At 42.1% G+C, this 25,454-nt stretch carries 18 protein-coding genes; 7 read left to right on the forward strand and 11 right to left on the reverse strand.

Annotated features, from left to right (window positions below; all coding sequences use genetic code 11):
• Positions 1-55: 55 nt before the first annotated feature.
• Together HUS61_RS13580 and HUS61_RS13585 are read left to right on the forward strand one after the other, a co-directional pair.
• On the forward strand, positions 56-3,616 hold the full coding sequence (locus tag HUS61_RS13580; RefSeq protein WP_175082716.1) for an ImpA family metalloprotease: 3,561 nt from the start codon (positions 56-58) through the stop codon (positions 3,614-3,616).
• A gap of 139 nt (positions 3,617-3,755) precedes the next feature.
• A complete protein-coding gene (locus HUS61_RS13585) occupies positions 3,756-4,229 on the forward strand; it encodes a VOC family protein (RefSeq protein WP_175082717.1) in 474 nt (157 codons plus the stop codon).
• Here HUS61_RS13585 and HUS61_RS13590 read toward each other — a convergent pair.
• Positions 4,226-5,866 (reverse strand): hypothetical protein, encoded by a 1,641-nt coding sequence (locus tag HUS61_RS13590; RefSeq protein ID WP_175082718.1) that lies wholly within the window; start codon positions 5,864-5,866, stop codon positions 4,226-4,228. The two genes, HUS61_RS13585 and HUS61_RS13590, sit on opposite strands and share 4 nt — an antisense overlap.
• A gap of 234 nt (positions 5,867-6,100) precedes the next feature.
• Here HUS61_RS13590 and HUS61_RS13595 point away from each other — a divergent pair, with 234 nt between their 5' ends.
• Both HUS61_RS13595 and HUS61_RS13600 read left to right on the forward strand, forming a co-directional pair.
• Complete coding sequence (locus HUS61_RS13595; protein WP_175082719.1) at positions 6,101-7,414, forward strand: DASH family cryptochrome; 1,314 nt, start codon at positions 6,101-6,103, stop codon at positions 7,412-7,414.
• A 115-nt stretch (positions 7,415-7,529) separates the two neighbouring features.
• On the forward strand, positions 7,530-9,212 hold the full coding sequence (locus HUS61_RS13600) for a sensor domain-containing diguanylate cyclase (protein ID WP_175082720.1): 1,683 nt from the start codon (positions 7,530-7,532) through the stop codon (positions 9,210-9,212).
• Here HUS61_RS13600 and HUS61_RS13605 read toward each other — a convergent pair.
• From HUS61_RS13605 to fucP, 8 genes are all read right to left on the reverse strand, one after another.
• A complete protein-coding gene (locus tag HUS61_RS13605) occupies positions 9,198-9,767 on the reverse strand; it encodes a DUF2799 domain-containing protein (RefSeq protein ID WP_175082721.1) in 570 nt (189 codons plus the stop codon). The genes HUS61_RS13600 and HUS61_RS13605 overlap by 15 nt on opposite strands.
• A gap of 119 nt (positions 9,768-9,886) precedes the next feature.
• The gene (locus HUS61_RS13610; RefSeq protein ID WP_175082722.1) at positions 9,887-11,554 is read right to left on the reverse strand and encodes an asparagine synthase-related protein; all 1,668 of its coding nucleotides are present in this window, start codon (positions 11,552-11,554) and stop codon (positions 9,887-9,889) included.
• A gap of 112 nt (positions 11,555-11,666) precedes the next feature.
• Positions 11,667-13,550 (reverse strand): propionyl-CoA synthetase, encoded by a 1,884-nt coding sequence (locus tag HUS61_RS13615; protein WP_175082723.1) that lies wholly within the window; start codon positions 13,548-13,550, stop codon positions 11,667-11,669.
• Positions 13,551-13,710: 160 nt separating this feature from the next.
• Complete coding sequence (locus HUS61_RS13620) at positions 13,711-15,927, reverse strand: tetratricopeptide repeat protein (RefSeq protein ID WP_175082724.1); 2,217 nt, start codon at positions 15,925-15,927, stop codon at positions 13,711-13,713.
• Positions 15,928-15,929: 2 nt separating this feature from the next.
• On the reverse strand, positions 15,930-16,685 hold the full coding sequence (locus HUS61_RS13625) for an ABC transporter substrate-binding protein (protein ID WP_175082725.1): 756 nt from the start codon (positions 16,683-16,685) through the stop codon (positions 15,930-15,932).
• A gap of 84 nt (positions 16,686-16,769) precedes the next feature.
• Positions 16,770-17,150, reverse strand: coding sequence for a hypothetical protein (locus tag HUS61_RS13630; protein ID WP_054560682.1), 381 nt, complete (start codon positions 17,148-17,150; stop codon positions 16,770-16,772).
• Positions 17,150-17,500 (reverse strand): hypothetical protein, encoded by a 351-nt coding sequence (locus HUS61_RS13635; RefSeq protein WP_175082774.1) that lies wholly within the window; start codon positions 17,498-17,500, stop codon positions 17,150-17,152. The genes HUS61_RS13630 and HUS61_RS13635 overlap by 1 nt, the downstream gene beginning before the upstream one ends.
• 80 nt (positions 17,501-17,580) lie before the next feature.
• On the reverse strand, positions 17,581-18,870 hold the full coding sequence (gene fucP / locus HUS61_RS13640; protein ID WP_175082726.1) for an L-fucose:H+ symporter permease: 1,290 nt from the start codon (positions 18,868-18,870) through the stop codon (positions 17,581-17,583).
• Between the two features lie 155 nt (positions 18,871-19,025).
• Between fucP and HUS61_RS13645 the strand changes: the two genes are divergently transcribed.
• Positions 19,026-20,156: an ROK family transcriptional regulator gene (locus HUS61_RS13645; RefSeq protein WP_175082727.1), complete on the forward strand. Its 1,131-nt coding sequence runs from the start codon at positions 19,026-19,028 to the stop codon at positions 20,154-20,156.
• 33 nt (positions 20,157-20,189) lie between these two features.
• On the opposite strand, the gene HUS61_RS13650 is transcribed toward HUS61_RS13645, so the two are convergent.
• The gene (locus HUS61_RS13650) at positions 20,190-22,229 is read right to left on the reverse strand and encodes a S9 family peptidase (RefSeq protein WP_175082728.1); all 2,040 of its coding nucleotides are present in this window, start codon (positions 22,227-22,229) and stop codon (positions 20,190-20,192) included.
• 141 nt (positions 22,230-22,370) lie between these two features.
• Entirely contained in the window at positions 22,371-23,603 is a 1,233-nt protein-coding gene (locus tag HUS61_RS13655; RefSeq protein WP_175078582.1) for a TMEM143 family protein, read from the reverse strand.
• A 236-nt stretch (positions 23,604-23,839) separates the two neighbouring features.
• Between HUS61_RS13655 and HUS61_RS13660 the strand changes: the two genes are divergently transcribed.
• Positions 23,840-24,748 carry a GGDEF domain-containing protein gene (locus HUS61_RS13660; RefSeq protein WP_175078581.1) on the forward strand — a complete coding sequence of 303 codons (909 nt, stop codon included), beginning with the start codon at positions 23,840-23,842 and terminating at the stop codon, positions 24,746-24,748.
• Positions 24,749-24,807: 59 nt separating this feature from the next.
• The gene (locus HUS61_RS13665; protein WP_055021262.1) at positions 24,808-25,392 is read left to right on the forward strand and encodes a YqaA family protein; all 585 of its coding nucleotides are present in this window, start codon (positions 24,808-24,810) and stop codon (positions 25,390-25,392) included.
• Positions 25,393-25,454: the final 62 nt, after the last annotated feature.

Below are 25,454 nucleotides of genomic sequence, written 5' to 3' on the forward strand. Positions count from 1 at the left end.
TTGTAGTATCGGCTTATAATGTTAAAAAATTGTTTACCACACCGATAAGAACTCAATGAACGCACCTTACTCTTTGTGCAAGCGCTCGCTATTATGCTCGGCTGTATTGCTAACACTTGCTGCTTGTGGCGGCTCAGGCTCAGATGAAAAACAAACAACAACCCCTCCTGTAACCGAAACACCACAAAATCAAGCGCCGCAAATCAGCGGTCAATCACAGACTTTACGTGTTGGTGAAACCTTGAGTTTTAGCCCTGAAGTCTCTGATCCAGATAATGACCCACTTACTTTGTCTGTAACAAACTTACCAAGTTGGCTAAGTTTTAATGAAGCCTCAGCAAGTATCAGTGGCACGCCTGAGCAAGTAGGTAAGTATGCAAACATTGAGTTTACGGTCACAGATGGGCAGCTATCTGCAAAGCTTTTGATTGATATTAATGTAGAAGGCAAACTTATTGAGAATACACCGCCAACGCTCACCTCTACCCCATCAGATAGCAATGAAGGCCAAGCTTATACTTACCAGCTAACATTTACTGATGCACAAAATGACACTGTGGTAGTAAGTGAAGTTAGTAAACCTGATTGGCTTAGCTTTGATGCGACTAACCTCAGTTTTAGCGGCACGCCCTTGTTTGCGAATACGGGCGAACAGCAAATTCGTTTTCGTTATTCAGATGGCGAAGTGACGCAGCAGGCAGAGCAAACATTTAACATCGCTGCCAGAGCAAACTCAGCGCCTGTGGTGTCTCCACTGAGTAGTGAAGCGCGTGCTGAGCAGGCATTGAGTGTGCAGTTAATAAGTACCGATACAGACAACGATGAAGTGAGCTTAACCGTAACAGGTTTACCTACGTGGCTAAGTTTTGATGAGCAAACTAGCATCTTATCAGGCACCGCGAGTAATGAAGACCTTGGTGAACATAAATTCACAATCACAGCCTCTGATTCACGTGTACAAGCAAGCTTCGAGTTTATGTTAAACATTACTCAAAGCTATGTAGCTGAGGCACTAGAAACAGGTAATGCGCTGGTTGTGCCAAACAGTGAGTTGCTACTTGATGCGACCATTAATGAAATTGATAGCCACAAAGCGCGCTTTCAAAACATTAAAAATAGCTTATTTGCTTTTGGCTCAAGCTCCGCTCTTGATGAATTAAGCTGGTATCCAACATGGGATGCAACGTTATTAAATGCCACTTATCCATTCAATGAGCCAGTTCTACTTACCAACAATAGTTGGCAAGATGGTTACGAGACAAAAGTCAGAAACCTTGCCGTTGTCGGTACTAGTGATGGGGAGCAGGGCCGTTACTTAGTATTTGGTAGTAACCCATATCGAAATACCATTAACGAGCAAATGACTCAGTTTTTGAAAAACAGCACCACCTGGTTAGCTGGTAGAGAAATAACCACAGAGCAGCCACTCAAACTTGTATTAGCGCAACTTGATCAAAGCTATTACTTTCAAGATAGGAGCAAAACGCGAGAATGGTTTGATAGTCAATATGAAGGCATGGTGAGCTATAACGACAATACAATTTGTGACAACGACGCTTTAGCGGCGTGTTTAACAACTGACACGGATGTACTGATTATCTCTCAGCATGAGCGTGAAGGATTAAATATTGAGAATGTTGTGGCTGCAGTAAAGCAAGCTCAAGCAAATGATATAGCGGTGATCTATATTCAGCGTGATGGAAGCCAAACTGCACTAGGTAGAGCGTTATTTGAATTACTCCATGTGAGTGTTGCAGGTGATAACTATTGGCACCGATTAGAATTGGCACAGTGGAACCCAATTGCTATTAACGACAGCTTGCCAACCGATGCGCAAACTATTAAAGACTTACTTAGTCGCTTTAAAAGCAGCGAATTTAGTGTTGATTTAAGTGCCTGTGATAACCGTAGTTGCCCAGCTGAAAGCCAATATCAGCAACAGTTTAGTGATGCGGCAACTATCATTAATTCGGTTTTTAGAGGTTTTGACCAAGCGAAAATAGATATCTTTACAGAGCAGGGCTATCGCTTTTACCAGTTACTGGCGCTGCTTGCAGATCATTATCGCCAAGTTGTGAGCTTCCCGATGGATAAGCTAAGCACCGAGAATACAAGCTTCTTTCGTGCCCTGTTTACTGATCATGCGGTATTAAATATACGTAAAGTTAATCCACTTCAAGTTGATATGGGTAATTTCAGCCGTACTGATTTTAGTCATGTAACGCCTAAAACCGTCACCGTGAATATGCAGAGTAAGGCGTATTTTCGCTCAACGGGTGTGTATGCCTTGCCGGGGCAAACGTTTGCTATTAAACGCACCGATAATCAAGCAGTGAATACTAAGGTGTTTGTTAATACTCTGCGTGATGGCGCAACACATTACATGAGCAGCAATGGCTATAATCGACCCGCTAAATTGCAGTCGGTTCATGTGCCTATACAGACAAATGAAACGGTCTATTTTACGTCACCTTATGGTGGGCCAATTCAAATTGAGTTTGATCAAAATGATTTAGATGTCAGCTTTGAATTTAGTAATGTAGGTGAGCACCCGTATTGGCGCAGCAGCAGTGATGATGAGCGCTTTGCTGAGTTGCTTGAAAAAGGTGACTATGATTGGGCTGAGGTCGCAACCGGTGGCTTTGAAGTGCATTCAAAGCTCGAGAAAATGCGTATTTCAATTAACGATGGTTATTGGCCTGTAGCGTCTGACTTCGCCCATGCAGTAGAGCGTTATACTCATAACTATCCGCATGTACTTGCTGGTTTCAAAGGGCCGGGCATCGATGTGGTTAGCGAAATTCATGACTTTGCGAGTGCACGCAATATCGAAGTGCAAACAATAGATATTGTAAAACATATGAATGCAGACCAACCGACCTGTGGTTGGGGTTGTTCTGGTAATCCGTATGACGCAGGTTGGAATTTTAATCCAACTGGGCATGGCGATATCCATGAATTAGGACATGGTCTTGAAAGAGGGCGCTTCCGTATCGAAGGGTTTGGTGGCCATTCAAATACCAATTTTTACTCTTACTACAGTAAGTCGAAGTTTGAAGATGAAACGGGCTTTTCGGCATCGTGCCAAAACTTGCCATTCGAGAACTTGTTTGATCATTTACAAGCCAGTAAACAAAGTGCAGATGCATTTGCTTATATGCAAGATTTAGCAATGTCTCAGTGGTCGCAAAGCCACGCTATTTATTTACAAATTATGATGGCCGCACAGGCACACAATAAGCTTGAAAACGGCTGGCATTTATACCCTCGCTTACACATTTTGGAGCGTGCGTTTAATCTAGCTGATAACAGCGAGACTAATTGGCAGGCACAAAAAGATGCACTTGGCTTTTCAAGCTACAGCTTGTCGGAGGCACAAAGCATAGGCAACAATGATTGGTTATTAATAGCGCTTTCAGAAGCAACCGAGCTCGATTTGAGCAACTACTTCAGCATGTGGGGCATGGCAACGTCAGACAAAGCAAAACAGCAGGTTAAAGCAAAAAACTACACGGTATTAGGTGATGTTTACTATGCCTCATCTGCCACAGGTTATTGCACGACGTTAAATCAAACAGAGGTTGCAATTGATGGGGCTCAAAGCTGGCCTGAATAATACACCGCTTTGTTAAGTTGATTGGTATTTGTATTTAAAACGCCAGCGAAAGATTTCGCTGGCGTTCTTACCATTAGATTAGTGAAATTAGCTACAACTGCTACCTTTATAACTCACACATTAAACGTTGAGGTGTAACATGGCTGTTTCTGCAATCCCAAAAGGCTTCCATGCGGTAACCCCATATTTGGTTATTGAAGGTGCCACTAAGGCGATAGAGTTCTACAAAAACGCTTTTAATGCAGAGCTTGTAATGCAAATGCCCTTGCCTGATGGTGGAGTGGCGCATGCTGAAATAAAAATAGCCGACTCTCATATTATGCTTTCTGATAATTGCCCTGATGTGCAATTTAAGTCGCCTCAACAACTTGGCGGTACACCGGTGAGCATTATGCTGTATGTTGAAGATGTCGATGCTGTTTTTGCTAAAGCTTTGTCGCTTGGGGCAAAAGAGCTGCGCCCAGTACATGACCAATTTTATGGTGACAGATCAGGGACTTTAGAAGACCCTTTTGGTCACATTTGGACTATAGGCACACACAAAGAAGACCTCAGTGAACAAGAACTTATGCAGCGTATGGGCGAGCTTATGAGTAAAGAGCAAGATGCTTAAAAAGTTGTTTCAACCGACATTCCTATTTGCCATGAATCAACGTCTTGGTAACTGCCCAGAGGCGTACTAAAGTCGATATGGATCACATTGTCGTTACTTGAGCGCGATGAATATAGGCGAATACCAACGCCTGCACTGGTTAGTATTGAATCTGAAATATTCGCAGTTTCAGTGCTGCCAAAAGCTTGGCCTACATCAACAAAGCCAACAAAGCCTACATCTACAAACTGATACAGATTGATGTTAGGGTACATTCTTAGTTCCGCCGTTGCTTGTAAGCTTGAAGTACCATGTTGGTAACTTTCTGGGAAGCCACGCATACCTTCTTCACCGCCAACAGCCAGTGGTTTATCAGCAAACTCATGGTTTTGCCAATGACCATTTAGATGCGCATAAAAGGCAAATGAGTCTGACCAGCGATAGTTCATTTGTGCTTTTGAATAAAGCGCTAAACGGTCATCAAGCTCAGTTCCGACATTGCCTTTGATGCCAGCGGCAAATCGATACAAGGCGTTATTGTTAAACCACGCTTTGGTAAGGTTTGTATCAAATAAAAAGCCTTGGCCAAAATTTACGGTATCGATGGCAAACTTTGAATTTAGCTCCCAACCGAGGTTAACGTCTTCGTTGTGGTTTATTAGGTCAATATCGTGCAATACGGCGTAATTGTCCTCTAGCCAATGTAATCCGACCCAAGGCGCTGCAATGGTGTAATCGTTAAGGCCGTCAAGCAAAGGTTCTGTTTCAAAAGGGCGGTAACTGACATCTTGGTAATCAATCCCGGCAAGCCAGTGAAAGGTTTGCTGACTGTCTTGCGATAAAATTCCGCCGTAAGCAAACTGGGCGATTAATTCATCGGTAAAGAACTCTGAAAGGGTTATACCATTTTGATAAATATAACTTTTTTGCTTTTGTGATTTAGCAAAGTAGCGCATTAGTGCGTCACTGCTGCGTTGATAAAAAGGCTGATGATAATCCACTAAAAAGACTTGCCCGTCATCGTAATCATCAGCTTGTAAAGTGAGGGTTGCATGAGGCTGCCAAGGCACTGGCATTTGCAGCACTGAGTGGTAGCCTGAGCGTTCATGATCTGATTTATACTTTAATGATGCGCGAATACCGTAGCCTAAAAAGTTTTCTTCTTTAAAGCCTAAGCTGTATTTATTATTACCGCTACTACGGCCAAAATTAATGGTTGGCAATAAACTCCATGTATCCCAGGTATCGATTTGCACCACGCGAGGCTCATCTTCAAGGCAATCTTTTGTATAGCTAACCTTGGCATCTCTTAAGTATTTTTTGCTGCGCAGAATACGCTCAGCTTCTTGTAGCTGACGCTCACTGACTTGGTCACCTTCTTTAAAGGTCATTTGTTCACTAACAACTTTGTTTTTGGTATCTATGTGCAGCCAGTTTATAAAGCGATGTAGGGCGGTTGTCTCGGGGTCATTTGGATCGAAAATCGTATGCGTATCAATGTTGAGTTTATCAACCGTGATGTCTTTGTCTTCACTTAATTCTGCAGTGGTTTTGCTTTTTACTTCACAAACCACATCTAAGCTTAAAGGCTCGTTTGCATAAACAGTCCCTGTAGCAGTGCATGTTATTAATAAAACTGGTGTTATTTTATTCATCATTTTATGCCTACTAAATACCAAGGAGACGCAGCATGTTTGGCTTTATCAACCTTTAAATTCTTTACAATTATCAGCATAAAATCGCTAACTTAAGAAAAACTTAACTAAAACTTAAACTTCATTGAAGATTGTAAGTTTATGATTAATAAAAGTTATGCTAACTAACTGTGGCGAAGTTAATCGATAAATAGCTGGCTTACGTATAATTTCTTAAGGTTTCTAATAGAGTAAATAATGAAAAAGCGTGTTTTATATTGGCTGCAAAATGATTTACGCCTAGTCGACAATGAAATTCTATCTGAGTTAGCTGATTTTGATGGCGAGCTTGATTTAGTGTTTGTGATTGAGCCGCGCTGGTTTAGGCAAACTAACTATCAATCAAAACCGTATGGCACGCATAGACACCATTTTTTACGTGAAAGCCTAGCAGCATTTGCACAAGCTGTTGAGAAGCTGGGGCAAACACTCCATGTGCTAAGTGGTGAGCCTGAGCAAGTAATCAGTCAGCGATTACAAAAGTATGATATTGAAACATTGGTTTGTACCGAGCAAGTTGGCGTTTATGAGCAAAAACAGCTCGATAAAATCAAAGTGTTATGCCCAGAAGTGACAGTAAAAACCTATCAGCAAGATACCTTGTTTAAAGCAACGGATTTGCCTTTTCAGCTTGATGACTTACCTAAAAACTTTACTGCCTTTCGCAAAAAGGTAGAAGCTGAGCCAACCTTTATAGCGGCGCCACAGCAAGCGGTTAGCTACTTACCTCACCCAGTTCAACTATGCCCTGAGCAAGCTATAGATGTTGTCCCTGTTCACTCAGGAAGTTTTAAAGGTGGCTTAATTGCAGCTCAGCAGCATTGTAATGCGTACTTTTCATCTCAAGCGCCAAGCAGTTATAAAGAAACACGCAATGAGTTAGACGGCTTTAGTAACAGTACTAAGTTCAGTGTATGGCTCGCTGGTGGCACAATTAGCGCAAAACAGCTGTACCGAGAAGTGGAAGTGTATGAGTTACAAAACGGTGCAAATGAGTCGAGTTATTGGATAAAGTTTGAATTACTGTGGCGCGAATATTTTAAGTGGCATGCAATGCGCTCTGGCGCAACACTCTTCCAGTTTAAAGGGCAAAAGCACAGTGCACCGCTGACGACTTTTAACAGCCAGCGCTTTAATGCGTGGTGCCAAGGTCGCACGCCATTTGCTTTGGTTAATGCAATAATGCATGAGCTTAATGCGACAGGCTATATTGCTAACCGCTCTCGGCAAATAGCGGCAAGTTGTTTAGTTAACGAGCTTGAACTTGATTGGCGCTATGGTGCAGCGTATTTCGAACAGCAACTCATCGATTACGACGTGGCTGCAAACTGGGGTAATTGGCAATATATAGCGGGGGTCGGCGTTGACCCCAGAGGTGGTCGACATTTTCATATTAATAAGCAAACAGCCCTTTATGATCCTCTGGCGCGTTACATTCGAAAATGGCAAGGAGATCAAAGCATAGTAAGTACAATCGACAGTGTTGATGAGGTGGATTGGCCAAAAATGTAATAGCCTGCGTTAGATCAATATTCTTCACGGATTTTTAGTGTTTTTTTATTTTGTTAACTAAAATAATGATTAAGGCTTACTTTTATTTCGGGTGAGCTAGTTAACAAGGCTAATTATGGCATTTAGTGAAGGGTATGATGCGATTAAATCGCAGCTTGGATTAGACATTGCTCAGCTAATTCTCGACAGTGGGGATGCGGGGATCTGGCTTTGGAATGTACAAACAGGCGAAACCATTTTTAATGATAAGTGGGCCGATATTATCGGTTATTCACTGCAAGAATTATTGCCAGTTTCAATTGAAACTTGGCTCAGCTTTGCTCACCCTGACGACCTGTCAAAATCGGAACAGCTATTAAACGCTCACTTTAAAGGTGACTCTGAGCGCTATATTTGCGAAGCACGAATGAAGCATAAACAAGGGCACTGGGTTAAAGTGCTCGATAAAGGCAAAGTGCAAAGTTGGGATGAAAATGGCAACCCTGAGTGGATGTTAGGCGTTCATATCGATATTACTGAACAGTGGTTAAAAGAGCGTGAAATTGAGTTTTTACATGCTAAGTTGCAAAAATTTACTGATAACTTACCGGGGTTTGTTTATCAGTATGTGGTCGAAAATGATGGCACCGCATACTTTCCTTTTGCCAGCTCCAAAGTCTTCAACATTTATGGCTGCACAGCAGATGATATAAAAAATTCTGCAGATTTAATCATGCAAACGATTCACCCAGATGATTTAGAGCGAGTCGTTAAAAGCATTGAGAAATCGCGAATCGAATTATGCGAGTGGCATGAGGTATATAGAGTCAATCACCCAACTAAAGGGGGGATTTGGGTTGAAGGAAAATCCTCACCTATTGCCCGTGCTAATGGCAGTGTTGAGTGGAATGGTTATTCAGAAGATGTCACTGAAGAAGTTAAAAGCAACGAAAAAATACAGCTGCTTACAGCCGTTTTCTCAACAACAAGCCGCGGTATATTAATAACCACCCCTGAGCCTAAAATTGTGGATGTTAACCCTGCTTTTGAGCAAATTACAGGCTTTAGTAAGGCAGAAGTGCTTGATAAAAACCCATCTATTCTCTCAGCTAAGCAGCAACCCACAGAGTTCTTTGAGTTGATGTGGGAGCGTTTAATACACAATGGGCGCTGGCAAGGTGAAATATGGAACAAGCGCAAAACCGGTGAAGTTTTTCCTGAGTTGTTAACCATAGATGCCATGTATGATGAACATGGCCAAGTGAGTCATTACATTGGTGCATTTGATGATATTTCGCAGGCAGTAGAAAAGCGCCAACTGCTTGATGAATTAGTCAATCAAGACCCACTGACTAAGCTGTTAAATCGGCGTGGTTTAGATATTCAGTTACACTCATTTTCTCATCATGCGGCGAATGAAGGTAACCAGTTTTCGTTGATTTATGTCGACCTTGATAACTTTAAACTGGTAAATGATACCTTTGGTCACGAGCAGGGCGATAATCTACTTCTTGAAATCAGTGAGCAGCTTTCACTTCAGCTGCGTGATAAAGACATATTAGCGCGCATTGGTGGCGATGAGTTTGTGATTGTGTTGCCAACGTTAGCAAAACTCTCTGTTTGCCAAGACATTGCTGGACGCTGCCAAAAAGCAGTTGAAGGCGTAGCAAAGCGCTACGCAACAAAAGTGCCTGTGAGTGCGAGTTTTGGTATCGCGCTTTACCCAGAAGATGGTAAAAACGCCAAAGAGTTACTCGCCACAGCTGACGAGCAAATGTATAAGATGAAGCTTAAACATAAAGCATCACCACTCGGTTGATATTTCGACACTCGGCAATTTATTTAAAAGCGGAAGTAAAGCGCGCTCTTTGCGTAAGTCTTTGCGCTCGTTTTCTAAGTCTTTACGCTCTCGATATAGCGCTTTTTGCTGGTTATTATCAAGTTGATTGCTGTTAAGCTCTGCGCGAATACCTTTTAGGCGACGGTCTATGTCGTCAATTCGGTCATCAATGTATATCAGCCTTTGCTGTACTTGATATCTGTCGTTACCTTCTTGCCATGCTTTACGAAACGCTGTGCTGTTACAAACGCCATTGTAAGATGCCCCTTGCATGCCAAGGGTAAAGCCATTTTCGGGCTCACAATATACTGCCAGACCTTGATCGTATCCCACTTTATATTCAGCAATATCGGCACTTACGCCATATTCGCTGCATTGTGATAAGGCATCGATGCCATCACGATACTCAGTGCCATCTGCACCATGTTTATAACCAATACTATGCCAATTGGCTTGTAAACATTCATCTTTACTGACTGAGGTGCAGCCTGCTAATACGATTAATGGCAGTAGAGGAAGTGTCCATTTTCTCATTAAAGTCTCAGCTTAAATTATTAATAACTAACTTGATTCTAGCCTGTAATATTATTTTTTAGAAAGTAGTTTTTGTATTTCATAATAATGCCCTCAGATGAGGGCATTATGACTATCAATTACCACTGACAGAACCGCTGAGCTATGCGAATATTTGGCTGCGCATTTTTTAAGTGAGCTAACTGTAATAAGCATAACGCGGTAAAGTGACTGCGTTTGATCAACTGGTGGCGGTCAAAGCGCATGATCTCGTACCACAGCTTAAACAGCTCGCCAAAACGCATCAGATTGTTATTGTTAAACTGCCACTGTGATTGGTAATTTACCTTGATAGGGCAAGGCATATGGCCCGGATAAGCTTGCCATGGTGCAAGCATAGCTCGTGGGTAACTGGTTTTCAGCCAACGCTGATAAAAGCGGTGTTTACGTACATATTCAACTGGGACAGCTAGAGGATATTGCAGTACTTTCCACGAATAAAACGGATGGAAGAACTCCATTTTAAATTCGCATACTTGCTCGTTCGGAATGCTTAAATGATGGTGTTGATCATTGAGTAGTAAAAACAATTGGAATGCTTTTTCGAGTGGTAATTCAGCCAAGGGGTTAAAACTAAGTTTTAGGTTATCAATTAGTTTTTGTTGTAGTAGTGACGCATTATGAACCACTGACTTTGGCAAATAAGCGTACTGCTGATCTAAATAAGCTTGAATGAGCTTATCAAGATTGTTTTCTTTTGCCGCATCATAAATAGCGTCGCCATAAAACACGGCACCTAAGCCAACACTGCCACCATTACCAGACCAACTAATTTGGGGTCTTGAAACGGTTTTATATTCATTGTGATGTGCTTTGCGCCAGTATTTGCCAAGGCGCTGCTCAACGGAGAGTTTTTGCGTGTCGCGTACTTGCACAACTTCAAGTTTAAGGGCATTTTGCGAAGCATATTGTTTTGCGCAGTAGAGATCTTGGCTATCTGATTGCGAAAAATTAAACGACTTAAGCTCAACACCTTGGCGTAATAGCTCGCAGTTAATTAACCGTGAATCAAGGCCACCTGACAGAGTGCTCAGCACTTTTTTATCGGTGTGCATCGCTTTTGTTACAACACTGCGAAAAGCCTGAGTAACGCCTTCAATTGCATCGGTCACCTCTCGGTTTTGTTTGGCAAGGGCGACCCAATCAAAGTAACGTTGTTTTACCACGCCGTGGCTGGCATCAAAACGTAATATTTCGCCTGGGTATGAGCATTTGATGTTTTTGTAAGGCGTGTGATCTAATAGCGGGTAACCAAGCACAGCAAGCTCTGTGAGTGCTTCGGCATCGCTTTCAAGCTCAATACTCAGTTGTTTAAATATCCCCAAGTTGGTTGAAAACAGTAAACCTTGCGCCGTTTTTAAGGTGTAAAACGGTTTTAAGCCAAGTGGGTCGGTGGCAAGTACTAAGCTGCCTAATTGGCTATTAAACTGGCAAAAGCTAAATACCCCTTCACATTGCTGTAAGCAAGTGTTGAGCGAAGCTGAATTGGCCATGGCTTTTAAATCATCACTGCGCGAGCTGCTGAGTAAAGGATGACCAATCAGCGTTGCAATTTGCGACTCAGTTTGCAACCAACTCGCTTGTTGGTAAGCATCAAAGTCATAGTGAAAAATAGCTCCATTATCGCAATCAAAGCGCTGAACATCTGCTTTTTTATAGCGATTAAATACATCAGCTAGTTGATTAATATAATGAAATTCTGTTTTGCCTAATTCATTGAATTGGATATAACCTGCGATAACAGCCATGTTAACCACCTTTTCGTTTGCTAACTTACATGTAAAGTTGCAAGCCATAGGCCAAAACGAATAAAGGCCTTAAACAAGGCCTTTGGTAACATTACAAAATTACAAACGCAGATCAGCGATTGTTAAGTTGTTGGTTGATTTCATCAAAAATACTCGCGTCATCAATGGTAGATGGAATTTGCAGTTCTTCACCATCGACCAATTGGCGTAAGTTCTTTCTGAGTATTTTCCCTGAGCGGGTTTTTGGTAAGCGCTCAACATGCAAAATGTTTTTCAAGCAGGCAATGGCGCCAATTTGATTTCTTACCGAGTGAACTAACTGTTGCTCAACTTCTTTGCTATCGCCAAGATAATCGTCTTTGAGTACTATCATCGCCATGGGTAATTGCCCTTTGAGTGCATCGTTAACACCAAATACTGCGCATTCAGCAACAGCAGGGTGGGCTGCTACAATCTCTTCCATTTCACCGGTTGATAAGCGATGACCTGCAACGTTAATCACATCATCGGTACGACCCATAATAAATAGATACCCATCGTCATCAATATAGCCGCCATCACCAGAGAGGTAATAACCAGGGTACTCACTTAAGTAGCCCGCACGAAAGCGTTCATTGTTTTGCCAAATTGTTGGTAAGCAGCCAGGAGGTAAAGGTAGTTTAATAACCACTGCGCCGCTTTCGTTTGCGGCGCACTGCTCACCATTCATATCAAGAATTTGTACATCAAAGCCCGGTGTTGGCACTGTTGAGCTACCCGGCTTAGTGGCAAGTTGTTCAATACCAATTGGGTTACACGCAATTGCCCAACCTGTTTCTGTTTGCCACCAGTGGTCGAGTACGGGCAAGCCGGTGTTGTCTTTCAGCCACTCATACGTAGGTGGATCTAGGCGCTCACCGGCCAAGAATAAACGTTTTAAACTTGAGGTATCGTATTGTTTAAAGCCATCGGCGGTGGGGTCTTCTTTTTTAATTGCGCGAAATGCAGTTGGAGCACTGAATAAAGCAGTGACTTGATAATCTTCTACAACACGCCAAAATGCACTGGCATCAGGAGTTCTTATTGGTTTTCCTTCATAAAGTACGGTGGCACAGCGATAAATGAGCGGTGCATATACAATGTATGAGTGACCAACCACCCAGCCAATATCGGAAGCTGCCCAAAATACCTCGCCGGGTTTCATGCCATACACGGTTTCCATGCTGTAATGCATTGCAACTGCGTGACCACCGTTTTCTCGAACCACCCCTTTAGGTGTTCCTGTGGTGCCTGATGTGTAAAGAATATAAAGCGGGTCGTCACCTGCAACAGGCACTGCATCGACTGCACTTGCTGTATCAGAGGCTGATTGCCAATCGATGTCTCTGCCATCTTGCATCTCGGCAACGGCTTGTTCACGCTGAAATACAATACAGTGTTCAACAGCATGCTTGGCGTTTTCGAGTGCTTCATCAAGCAGGGGCTTATATTCAATCACATGATTAATTTCGACCCCGCAAGACGCAGTAAGCAAAAGCTTAGGCTTTGCATCATCAATTCGCACCGCGAGTTCGTGTGGTGCAAAACCACCAAATACAACGGAGTGAATGGCACCAAGGCGCGCACACGCCAGCATACCAATAACTGCTTGTGGGATCATTGGCATATAAATGACTACACGGTCACCTTTGCTTACGCCAAGGGATTGCATGAGCCCTGCAAATTTAGCAACTTGAGTTTGTAACTCGCCATAAGTGTATTGTTGTTTGGTATTGGTAACAGGGGAGTCGTAAATCAGTGCAGTTTGGTCGCCATAGCCTGCTTCGACGTGTTGGTCGAGGGCTAGGTAACAAGTGTTTAACTGACCATCGGCAAACCAATGGTAAAAATCATTATCGTCATATTGATAAGGGGCACTTGGCTCTTTAAACCAAGGAATTCGTTTACTTTGCTCAAGCCAAAACTGACCCGGATCGCGCTGGAACTGTTGATATTGTTGTTGATATTCGCCCGCCATTGTGAGGCTCCTATACTTTTTAGTGAGAGATTTGTACAACGTACTAAAAAATATAGGGCGGTTTTTGATTAAATAATATGCGACCTTGGTCGGCATTAATTGAGCTAAATGTAGTGAAATCGCCCTGTTTAGGGGCGATTTTAGGGAATCGTAGTGCTAATTAAACCTGTTGTTCACTAATAAGCGGTAAGCAAATAATGATCTTAATGCCACCAAGCTCACTATGCTCAGCTTTAATAGTGCCTTTGTGTGTTTCAATCAGGCTTTTACAAATTGCAAGCCCAAGGCCTGAGCCGCCTGTTTGACGGCTGCGCGACTTATCAACGCGGTATAAACGTTCGAATATTTCAACTAACTGATTATCGGTAACGCCGGGTGGGGTATCTTCAATACTAAAAGTAATACTCTGCTCTGAGGCCGTTGCTATAAATTTAATTTTGCCGGGTTTATCAGTATAAAAAGTACTGTTTGATAAAAGGTTCGTCAGTACTTGCTTAATTTTATCTATATCCCATGTAACTTTGATATCTGCAGCAAGGTGAATGTTACTAGTAAATTCAAAGCCTTTGTTTTCTACAAAAGTAGTAAAGTCTTGCTGCCAAACGGATAATACATCAGCGAGTAAATAGGGTTTTAAGTTCAGATAGAGGCTATCTGAGTCTGCTTGTGCTAGCTGATGGATATCACGGATCAGTACATTAATATCGGTAAGTTTTCGATTAATGGCATCGTAAGAGGCATCAACGTCTTTGGCGATATTGTATTGCAATGCTTCAACTTGCAATTGCAGTGCTGTGAGAGGCGTGCGAATTTCATGAGACACATCGGCTAGTAAGCGGTTCTTTTTATCAACGACTTCTTGCAGTAGCTGTGCTCGTTCACTAGCAAGTTTACGCTTTTTAAATGAGCGGTAACCAAAGCCAGATATCAATAAAATCACGCAGCTTAAGCCCAATAACCATGCTTTAAATTGCCATTCACTTTCGCTTAGTTGAGCCGCTTGAATTTGCTTTTCAGCACTCAATTGGTTGATTTCTTGTTGATTTCGCATAAAAGCTACTTGGCTTTGCATCGCGGCCACGGTTAAGTCGTGCTGATTTTTACCGGTACTATCTTCAAGGGTTTGATAGCGGTTTTGCGATTCAAATGCTTGTTTATACAGTTGTAAAGCAAGGTAAGAGTCAGTGAGTAACTTATTTAAGCTAATTTGATCTTCAACATCTTGCAGCTCATCAGCCTGTTTTAAAGCCTGCTCTGCGGTTTTAATTGCTTCAGCGTGATCATCAAGGGCTTGATAAATACGTGTTTGGGTGATCCCTAAAAATACCAAGTGTGAGCGAAAATTATAGTCAGTAGCGATTGCTAAAGCGCGGTTGATATAGGCTTGCGCTTCACTTATGTTATTTTGTTTTAAAGCAATTAACGCCATTAAATCGTACGAGCGACATAGCCCTGTGTTTGAAGATGATTGCTGATAATAGCTAATCGACTTTTCTGCGTAATCTGTGGCTGTAGCAAGTTCGCCTTGTTTTAGCGCAGCGTAGCCGACCTTCATGGCACTGTTACCGATGTCGACTTTTGAGCCAATTTCTAAATCCAACACGTGAGACATTTTAAAGTGCTTTAACGATTGAGCACTGTCGCCCATACGGCGGTAAACTTCGCCAATTTCGTAAAGCGAATCGGCTATGCCTTTTTTGTCATCAAGCTTTTGGTGCAAAGAAAATGATTGAGTTAAACTTGCAAGCGCCGCATTGTGATCGCCAATAATGGCTTCGATTATTCCTAAGTTTAGTAATGCCGATGCATACGATTTTTCATCATCAAACTCATGTAAGATATTAACAGATTTTTGTGCCTCATTAAGGGCGGCTATGTATTTATCTTGCCAGCGTAAAATGGCAGCTAATCGCTCATAAGACTGGGCAATTAGTACTGAATCTTTTATCTGTTTGGCAATAGCTAATGCATCTCGGTAGTGCTGCTCTGCTGTTAGAAAGTTACTTTTTCTGCCCTGTGCGTAGCCCTGAATAAGCATTGCTCGTACTGCGATAGCCTGATTACTTTGCTTTTGTCCGTACTCCAGCAGCTGCTCTGCATAGCTCAGTGCTTGATCATAATCACCACTGCTGACATTCATAAATGCCAGCGATTCGAATGCCTCTTGTATGATGTTAGGCTCATTGACGAGAGTTGAGTCGTTAGTTAACTGCTCAAATATTTCAGTGGCTTGGTTTGGGTTACTATTGCGTAGTGACTGGGCTTCGTTTAGCTTTTCTAACGCTTGTTTAGGGGTGATAGCATAGGCACTTAGCGTTAGACAGCTAAGGGCACAAGCTAAGGCTAAGCTTTTATAAAATAATGGAGTGTTTTTCATTTTTAATTAGGTAAAGGCAACTGCCATTTTTGTAATATTGCTTGGTATTGACCACTTTGCTTCAAAGCTTCAATCGCGTTACTTAATTGCACAGCGAGTTGTTTATCTAAATTAAGATTTGCAGCTAAATAAAGACCTGAAGGAAAGTCATCTAAGTGTAGGCTTTTATGAATATCACTCGGATCAACCCCAGATAATGCCAGTTCGTTTTGCAAGGTCAGGGTGTTGGTCAGCACAAAGTCTATGCGCTCTTTTTCAAGCAATTGCCAAAGTTGATGGTAATGACTGACTAGCACCAAATTTTTATCTTCATTAAAACCGGCATGCTTCAAGTAATGCTCACTTGAATAGCCTCGAATAGTCGCGACACGGTACTGCTGAGCTTGCTTTAAACTAAATATTTTGTGGCTTTTGCTCGCAAGGTCAACGAGGTAAGCGTCCGAAAAATAGGTTTGTGCTAACCACTGAAAGCGGTTTTCGCGAGCTGGGTTTTTTAGTAGCGAAATCATTAACATGTTTGGATTGTTTTCGAGCTCATGAAAAGCTCGCGCCATAGGCATAATTGCGAATTCGCTAGGGATGTTTGCGTGTGCTAAGGCGGTTTTTACTACTTCAACAAGTGCACCATCGGCTTCGCCTTGCTGATTTTTAAAATGGTAAGGAGGTAGATCTTCAGCGATAAAGGTCAGTGTTTTCGCAGCCGTTGCACAACTGATGAAACAAAGCATGGTAGCAATCAGTAATGAGCGAAACAGCATAAAGATCCTTTATCCTTAAACAAGTATTTAACATACTAAAGAATCTTAGTGAAAAGGTATAGGTTTTTAATTGCCAAGTCAGATTTAGTTGCTTTTTTTACTGCGGGGTGCCCCTAGCAAGATACCGATATGGCAAACACACACAGATAGAAAAGCACTCAAGCCCAATGCACCACCATAGCCATGCAAGCGCGGCACAAGGTATTCAAACAACAAAGCAAACAATATTGAAGCAATGGCTAATGTAAAAATGCCAAAGCGTTTTGGTGCGCTCATGCCAATGAAAGTCCCCCCAAAAAACGCCACGCTGTAAAGTTCTACATCAACAGGGAATAGGCTTAAAATTGCAAATGCAATAATGCTAGTGGCGGCTGAGGCGCGAATGCCATCAAAGCGGTTATGATGCGCTAAAAAGTAAGTAGAGTAGGCACCAAGTAAAGCGGTAATTGTAATAAACAAATCCATTAAAAGACTCCTTTTGCAAGCATGTAAAGCGCCACACTGGCAAAAGCAACGCTACCAAGACGACCACCAAAACCTGCAAATAGGTTCATAGTTAATACGTAAAGGCTGGCACCAATTAAAGAGATAAAACTCAGCTCCCAGTAGCTGTTGATTAAAATCGATGAGCACATACCAGCAAAACTACCAGCGTAAATGGCTGCATAAGGATGGTTACCAAAACGAGCAGGAAAAGGAATAAATGTGCCAACTAATCCGGTAAATGCAGCAGATAACACAAGGGCAACATTGGCTTGGTCATGAAGTAAAAAGCAGGAAAAACAGCCAACAGAAAAGGCCAAAAACTTGACCATGAAAAATGTAATATGTGCCATTAATTGACGATACACCTCGCTTAAGTAGGTAAACGAGGTGCATTATCTCATTGATGCGTTTAGTCCTGCAACTGCGCTTTGGCGGGTATTGCTGATACTTTAGTATGGTGGCCGTACAAAGCAACAATTAAAAAGCAAACAAGTGGTACAACAAACGAAACCGCAGTGTTAAAGGCATCTATAGTTGCGGCTTGGATCAGAGGTAAAAATGCGCCCCCTAAAATTGCCATTACTAAACCTGCCGCACCAACTTTTGCATCTTCGCCGAGGCCTTCAAGTGCTGTGCCGTAAATGGTTGGAAACATCAAAGATAGACAGCTTGAAATAGCGACAAGTGCGACTACGCCCACTAAATTAATTTGGGTGGTAACAATAAAACAAAGCACGGCTGCAACTAAAGCCATAAAACGCAGTAATTTAGCGCCGCTAATAAAGCGCATTAGCCAAGTCATAATGAAGCGAGACACTAAAAACACCAGCATAGAATATTGTAACACCTGACCGCCAGTAACTTCTGTAGTGTTAAGTGCTTCCATTGTGTAACCAATGGTGTAGGTCCATACACAGGTTTGTGCGCCAACATTAAAAAACTGTGCCAGCACACCAAATCGGTAGTGCTTATTTTGATACAAATGTTGAAAGGTTTTTTTAAGTTTACGCGGCTGCGCTGCGGCTTTTGTTACTGTGGCAGGAGAGCGGCTAAAAAAGATACATAGCCATAGTAAGATTAAGCAACAGGCCATACCCACATACGGCACCATCACAGCATCGAGTTCTGCACTCACAACGGTTTTTAATTGCGCTTCACTCATCAGGGCACGGCTTGCGCTATCAGCTTGATTTAAGTTCGGTAAGATCAACGTCGCCGCTAAAAACACACCAATATTAGTACCAACGGGGTTGAAAGCTTGTGCGAGGTTAAGTCTACGGGTTGCTGTTTGCTCGCATCCTAACTGCATGACATAGGGGTTTGCCGAGGTTTCTAAAATAGACAAGCCACCAGCAAGAATAAACAAGGCCAGTAAAAAGTGGCTATAGAGCATGGTTTGGCTAGCAGGGTAAAACAATAAGGCACCACAGGCGGCCATAGCTAAACCCACTAACAGCCCCGTTTTATAATTAAACCGTCTATTGATCATGGCTGCCGGTAAAGCTAAGCAAAAATAAGCGCCGTAATAACTAAACTGCACCAGTGCTGATTGCAACGCACTCATCGAAAATGTTTTGCTAAAAACTTTTACTAATGGGTCTGTCATATTGGCCGCAGTACCCCAAGCAGCAAAGCAAATTGTAAGCAGAATAAAAGGCCAAAGCATTTGGCGCGATACAATAGCAGGCTGTGTTTGCATAGTTCACCGGATTAATGTGTTCATATTGTTGTGGCCGACAGTATTCACGACTATAAATAATAAATCAACCTAGTTGATTTATTATTTTGACTGGTAGATAGTACGCCAAACAGGTCTAATAGGCCGCTTATCAAGCTTATATCAAGAAGGATGTTATGAAGAGCAGTTTATCGCGAGCACCAAGAAGCAAGAACGAGCGCGCAATTTTAAGTTTAATTAGGCAACAGCAAAGCATGCCTAAAGCGCAAATAGCGAAAGCGTTAGCCTTGTCTGCTCAGGCTGCAACAGTGAACATCAACAAGCTCGAAGAAGATAAGCTATTGCTTCGTGATGCACCTGTAAAAGGACGAGTAGGGCAGCCAAGCGTGCCGTTTAGGCTCAATCCAGATGGCGCATTTAGTTTTGGTTTGAAAATCGGGCGACGACGCTTCGACCTGATACTCGTTGACTTACAAAGCACGCAAAGAGCATCGGTATCTGTTGAGGTGAATGAAGCATCTGTCGATGAGCTTAAATCATTCTTAGAAACACATATCCCACAATTAATCAGTCAATTAGAACCTGAACTGCGCTCACATGTGTGTGGGCTAGGGGTCGCTATGCCGTTTGATATTTGGCAATGGCAAGCCGCTTCAGATACTGCAACAAATACCCTTAGCCAATGGCAAAATTTCGACTTAAAAGGTTACTTAGAAAGTCAGTTTAATTTACCGGTTTATATTAGTAACGATAATAACGCTGCCTGCTGTGCAGAACTAAGCCTTGGTAACCCTAATAACTACAGCGATTTTTTGTATGTTTATTTGGGGGCTTTTTTAGGTGGAGCAGTGGTGATTAACCACCAACTTCTCGAAGGTAAAAGTGGTAATGCCGGTGCTATAGGCTCAATGCTAAACGCTGATCGGGAGCAGTTACTTAGTCAATGTTCATTACTATCATTGCAAAGCGAGTTTGATAAGCAGCAACTTAGCATTTCAGTGTATGAGCTTACCGACAGTCAGTTTACAACGCATAAATTGCTAGTTCAGCCTTGGCTTGAAAAATCTTCTGAGGCTATCAGTATTGCCATGCATAACAGTTTAAGTTTATTAGATATGCAAGCTGTGATTATTGATTCGCCTTTACCGAGTAAAGCGCTTGAACAGCTCAAGCAGTTATCAATTGCAGCATTTGCACGTTTAGATAGTCGTGGACTACGTAGCTGTGAAGTGGGTTTGGGCGTGTGCGGGGAAAAAGCGCAGTCGATAGGTTCTGCTCAACTTGCGCTTAGTCATCATTATTTTTAAGCAGGAGTGAGCAGCTCACTCCTGCTTAATTCATTACTTCTGATATTGTTTGAACCACGCAAGCGTGTATTCAATTTTCGAAATCATACGTGATGGACGACCCGCAATACCATGTGGTGAGCCCGGCACACGAATAAGCACGGTATCTACCTTTTGCAGTTTTAATGCTTGATAGAACTGCTCTGATTCTGAAATAGGCGTACGGCGGTCTTCTTCACCTGTCATGATCAATGATGGCGTGGTTACGTTACCCACTAATGAAAGCGGCGAACGTTTCCAGTAGTGCTCAACATTATCCCATGGCATACCAGGGAATTGGTTACGAATTTGACCAATATAGCTGTCGGCTGAAAGAGTTTTACTTAACCAGTTGATCACAGGCTTGGTAATTGCCGCAGCGTTGAAGCGGTTTGTTAAACCAACCGCATAAGCCGTTGCAATACCACCTGCTGAACCACCAGCAATAAATAGGTTATCTTTGTCGATAAAGCCTTTAGCAATCATGGCATCAACTGCCGAGTTGTGATCGGCAAAGTCTTCTTCAGAGCTGTATTTACCATCTAGCAGTAGTGCAAAGTCTTTACCGTAACTTGTTGAACCACGGTAATTCACATACACAACCACGTAACCTTCAGCGGCATAACGTTGTAATTCAGCAGTAAAGCTTGGGCCATAGGCAAGATGTGGGCCGCCGTGAATTTCGACCATTAATGGGTATTGTTTGTTTTCATCAAAGTCAGGTGGTGTGATATACCAACCTTGAATGGCTTGGCCGTCGAACTGCGACTTAACATTCAGCTCATGCACTTTACCAAGCTTCTTATGGCCTAATACATCTTCGTTTAATGAAGTTAGCGTTTTACTTTTACCTCTGTAGATGTAGCCTAAATCAGCTGGGCGGTATTCACTGCCTGTGGTGTACGCAATAGCGCCATTATTGGCCATGCTGAAACTACCACTGATATACGGACGACCAATTGAAGTGCCCGATACGGTATCAGTTAAGTCAGTGACCTTACCGCGGCTGTTTACTTTAGCGAGCTTACGCTTACCAAAATCATCGTACTGAATAACAAAGTCACCATCGCCTGACCACTTATAATCAGCCACTGAGCGGTCTAATTTTTCAGTAATATGCTTGATTGATTTATCGTCTAAATCGAGCATAGATAGTGTCGAGTTAATGTAAGGCACAGGGGCGTTGTCACGCGCAACAAAGGCAAGTTCATCACCGTCTTGTGCGTAACGCGGGTTGCTTTCGCGACCTGGTAAATCGGTTAGTTGCGTAAGCTCGCCTGATTTTACATTAATTTCATATAGGTCTGACTCAGTTGTGCGATATTCCCACTCATCATTGCGATCAGCAGAAAAAGCGAGTTTTGTGTTACTTGGATCCCAAGCAAGTGGGCCATAGTGCTGATAATCACCCGATGTTAATTGGCGTGGTGTGCCACCCGAAACAGGAATAACAAAAACGTGACGATATGAAGGCTCTAAAAAGCCTGCGCCATCAGCTTGATAGCGTGCTTTTTCAAACACTCTCACTGGTTTTGACCACTCAGCGCCTTTTGGTTTTTTCGGCAATTTTACTGATTTAGCGAACGCAGATTTACCTTCAGGGATGCTCATGGTGAAAGCAATTTGTGCAGAGTCATTCGACCAAGTTAAGTTACGTACTGATTTTGGTAGTTGCGTTAATAATGCTTGTTTGTCTTGTGCTAACCAATAAACGTGAAGTTGATTTGAGCCACTTGAGTTGCTGGTAAAGGCAATTTTCTTGCTATCTGGAGACCAAGTAGGTTGGCTATAGTTATGCTCATCAGAAAACAGTGGTGTGTGTTGACCAGACTTTATATCGTACAGCCAAAAGCTACGCTTATTACCATCTTTCATGATGTCGTAGCCGCTGCGAACATAAACGATTTTTTTACCGTCTGGGCTTATTTGTGGGTCGCCTGCGTATTCAAGTTGAAAAATATCTTCAGAGACAAATTTGTCGTTAGCATATACTTGAGCTGTTGTTGCTGCGCACAGCAAGCTTGCTCCAATAAGGATTGTTTTTTTTAATTGCATGGAATGGTCTTTTTTTAGCCGTAAAATTTTATCCTAAAAGCAGACCATTTACTGCGCAAGCACATTGAGACCAAAATGCCGTAACGAGAGTTAAATAGACTCAAACTCGATTTGTACTTGCTAGTAGCTGATTTTAAAGGCTTAGGCAAACTTAAAATAGTCATCCCAGCGCGCATCTAAGCGCTGTTTGGCCTCATCTAAATCAACCGCTGAATAAAGATCACTTTGCTGATTAACTAGATCAAGCTTTACGAGTTTGTTTAAAGCGTCATCAATTTCAAAGTCGAGCTGGCAATTATGTTGCTCCTTGAACCATTGCTCAATTTGATTATCTAATTGCTCTGCAGTCATCGCTGATTCGCTTTTTAGTAAAAAGGTGTAGGCAAGCAGCGCCTCTTTAACATCTTCTTCTTCAGCTGCATCAACTAGAGTATGGAAAACACCTGCATTGTTATCGAGGTTTTTAAAATACAAGTTGTCGGCTAGTGCTTTCATAAAGCGAATTTTACGGTTTTTAAACTTGCTCCATTCTTTAAAAATAAAGCTGCCAAATACCCCCATGCCGATTGCAAAGGTAATAAAGTGTTGCTGACTCATATGCACTTCTTCACTGCGCCAACCACCCCAAAAGGCAATCAGAGCAATCAGTAGTAAAATGGACGCGCCTAATTTTGTTACCAACACCACAGCACCGCCAATCAATGCTGATGAACCTATAATCAGTTTATCTATTGGGCGCATTTTTACTTCGCTATTCGGAAACAGCATTTCTAAATCGGCTTTTGGCACATTCTGAAATAATTTGACAATAGTTGAATTTGGTTCAAAGCCCACTGGCATTTTGCCTTTTTCTAAAAAGTACTGTTTGTCTTTAAAGCGGATGAATATGGCAACGCGGTCATAGTTAGTAAATTGAATCTGCTTTTTCTTTAGACCCCAAAAACTGCGCAGCGTCTCAGTTTTTTGCGATTCGCCGCGGCGGTAAAAGACCACTTCTGCGAAGTCATCAAACTCAACGGCTAAACGCACTTTAAATAAAGACTCTTCATTCAATGCATCTTGCAAGTCTTGATTGGTAATGGTTTCAAAATTGGCAGCATTGAGTACGGTGGCAAAGTCTTTTGCAAAGGCAGATTGGTAGTTGGCACGTTGCTCGTTAGTAATCGGTGTTAGGGTGCGGGTGTCGCTATTTGGGTCAAATGGCGCATAGTTGTTTTTTAATGACTCCAGCAGCTCGTGATATTGGTAATGAGTCACGCTTTGCAAAAGTGTAGCAAACTCCATAAACGAACCTGATTGCGATTCACCTAAATAGGCTTGGCAAAGGTTAATGATGTCGTGTTTTCGAAAAGGAATAAATCGTGCGTCGCTCATTGATTCTTGCTGTGTCATTTAAATTGTCAGCGATGATAAAAAAATAACAGCAGAATTGCGACCGTTAGTGGCAAATAGCATGAACTTAGACTTTTTTACTGACTAAAACGGCTTATTTTTAGACTTTTTACTCCAGTAAAAACGCTGGTTTTTGCCCTTTAAAGCGGCTTTATCATGCACTTTTAAATTTGCTTTGCTAATGTTGAGGTCATTGCAGTGTGTTGTCGTGATTAGTTATGAATAAGCAAGTCTCTCCCCCAGAAGTAAAGGCTGAGTTAAACTCAGTACCACTCATAATAAAGCAGTTATTTATTAGTTCTTTTATTGTCTTTTTGTTGCTGATAGTTATCACTTATCTGTATTACTTTAATCGGCTCGAAAACGATATCTACTTAAATGGCGTGCTAAGTGACGCCATCAATTTGCTTATTTTGATTTGTATTTTCGCGTTTGTGCAAACCTCGGTGGTTGCTAAGCGCAGTTACTTATTTTTAAGTGTGGGTATCTTCCTTTGGAGTGTTGGGCTTACTTTTGATTTTTTAGACGAGCTGGTATTTCAACCAATCTGGGTTGGCATTTATATCGAAGATATTACCCGCACTTTAGGGATGCTAGTAACTGGGTTTGGTCTTTATCTTGCCCTTACAGACTTAGCTAAAACCCGCGAACAGCTTGAAGAAGAACTAAAAACCGATGTATTAACAAAGGCGTATAACCGTCGTTATTTTTATCATTATGTGCAGCAAAACCAAGATAAGCCACATAGCCTAGTGATAGCTGATATCGATCACTTTAAGGCGATTAATGATGAATATGGCCATGATGTTGGTGATCAGGTATTGATAGATTTTGTTTATCAGTGTCATCAAGCATTAGATGAAGACATTCTATTTGCACGAATCGGCGGTGAGGAGTTTGCACTTTATGTAGCCACCGACGACGCTGATGAGTTACGTGCTACCTGTGAGCAACTGCTCAGCCTTGCTAATAATGTGATGGTGACGCCGAGTAAAACGCTCAGCGTGAGTGTGGGTTCGGCTATAAAACGTGCCACAGAGACATTTAGTAACACCATGAAACGTGCCGACCAAGCGCTTTATTTGGCAAAAAACCAAGGCCGTAGCCGTTATGTTCATAAACCGTAAGGGACGGTTAAGGGTTTTTGTTGTAACCTATATCGCAACAAAACTCCAAGGGATGAATAATGGCAATTGCTAAAAAGTTAAAGCAAAAAACACGGCAGTTTATCGACTCTAAACATATGCTCAAATCAATAACGGTGGCATCATTTTTAGAGTCAACCATAGTGCCTATTCCTCTTGAAGCTGTGCTTGTTCCGTTAATGCAAGCCCGTCGCGAAAAGCTTTGGTTAATCGCATTAATGGCGACCATTGGTTGTATTATTGGTGCTATTTTTGGTTATGCCCTCGGCTACTATCTATTTGATGTAGTGGGGGACTGGGTGATTAATACCTTCTCAAACCCAGAGCAGTTCGAGCAAGTTAAGCAAAAAATGCAGGCACAAGGCTTTTGGTTTGTATTGACGCTCGGCATTGTGCCCATCCCATTTCAAATTGCCATGCTTGCCGCTGGAGCAACTAAGTATTCAATTTTTCTATTTTTACTGGCAACGGTTATTGCTCGTTCAATCCGCTACTTTGCCCTTGCTGCCGTTGTTTATTACGCAGGTAATCAGGCAGAGCGAGTTATTCAAAAGCACAAAACCAAAGCTTTAGTCGCTATTTCTGTGTTAGTACTGTTACTTTGGTGGCTCAGTACTCTTATTTAATAAATAAAAAATACTGATTATGGTTATCCTGTCTATACTTTGAATTAAGGAAAGCGCTTAAT

Source organism: Pseudoalteromonas sp. 0802, assembly GCF_013350085.1.
Classification (GTDB): Bacteria; Pseudomonadota; Gammaproteobacteria; order Enterobacterales; family Alteromonadaceae; genus Pseudoalteromonas.

Bases quoted from the DNA above. Each gene is read 5' to 3' on its own strand.
- HUS61_RS13580 (WP_175082716.1), top strand. From the start codon at position 56: ATGAACGCACCTTACTCTTTGTGCAAGCGCTCGCTATTATGCTCGGCT.
- HUS61_RS13585 (WP_175082717.1), top strand. From the start codon at position 3,756: ATGGCTGTTTCTGCAATCCCAAAAGGCTTCCATGCGGTAACCCCATAT.
- HUS61_RS13590 (WP_175082718.1), bottom strand. From the start codon at position 5,866: ATGATGAATAAAATAACACCAGTTTTATTAATAACATGCACTGCTACA.
- HUS61_RS13595 (WP_175082719.1), top strand. From the start codon at position 6,101: ATGAAAAAGCGTGTTTTATATTGGCTGCAAAATGATTTACGCCTAGTC.
- HUS61_RS13600 (WP_175082720.1), top strand. From the start codon at position 7,530: ATGGCATTTAGTGAAGGGTATGATGCGATTAAATCGCAGCTTGGATTA.
- HUS61_RS13605 (WP_175082721.1), bottom strand. From the start codon at position 9,767: ATGAGAAAATGGACACTTCCTCTACTGCCATTAATCGTATTAGCAGGC.
- HUS61_RS13610 (WP_175082722.1), bottom strand. From the start codon at position 11,554: ATGGCTGTTATCGCAGGTTATATCCAATTCAATGAATTAGGCAAAACA.
- HUS61_RS13615 (WP_175082723.1), bottom strand. From the start codon at position 13,550: ATGGCGGGCGAATATCAACAACAATATCAACAGTTCCAGCGCGATCCG.
- HUS61_RS13620 (WP_175082724.1), bottom strand. From the start codon at position 15,927: ATGAAAAACACTCCATTATTTTATAAAAGCTTAGCCTTAGCTTGTGCC.
- HUS61_RS13625 (WP_175082725.1), bottom strand. From the start codon at position 16,685: ATGCTGTTTCGCTCATTACTGATTGCTACCATGCTTTGTTTCATCAGT.
- HUS61_RS13630 (WP_054560682.1), bottom strand. From the start codon at position 17,150: ATGGATTTGTTTATTACAATTACCGCTTTACTTGGTGCCTACTCTACT.
- HUS61_RS13635 (WP_175082774.1), bottom strand. From the start codon at position 17,500: ATGGTCAAGTTTTTGGCCTTTTCTGTTGGCTGTTTTTCCTGCTTTTTA.
- fucP (WP_175082726.1), bottom strand. From the start codon at position 18,870: ATGCAAACACAGCCTGCTATTGTATCGCGCCAAATGCTTTGGCCTTTT.
- HUS61_RS13645 (WP_175082727.1), top strand. From the start codon at position 19,026: ATGAAGAGCAGTTTATCGCGAGCACCAAGAAGCAAGAACGAGCGCGCA.
- HUS61_RS13650 (WP_175082728.1), bottom strand. From the start codon at position 22,229: ATGCAATTAAAAAAAACAATCCTTATTGGAGCAAGCTTGCTGTGCGCA.
- HUS61_RS13655 (WP_175078582.1), bottom strand. From the start codon at position 23,603: ATGAGCGACGCACGATTTATTCCTTTTCGAAAACACGACATCATTAAC.
- HUS61_RS13660 (WP_175078581.1), top strand. From the start codon at position 23,840: ATGAATAAGCAAGTCTCTCCCCCAGAAGTAAAGGCTGAGTTAAACTCA.
- HUS61_RS13665 (WP_055021262.1), top strand. From the start codon at position 24,808: ATGGCAATTGCTAAAAAGTTAAAGCAAAAAACACGGCAGTTTATCGAC.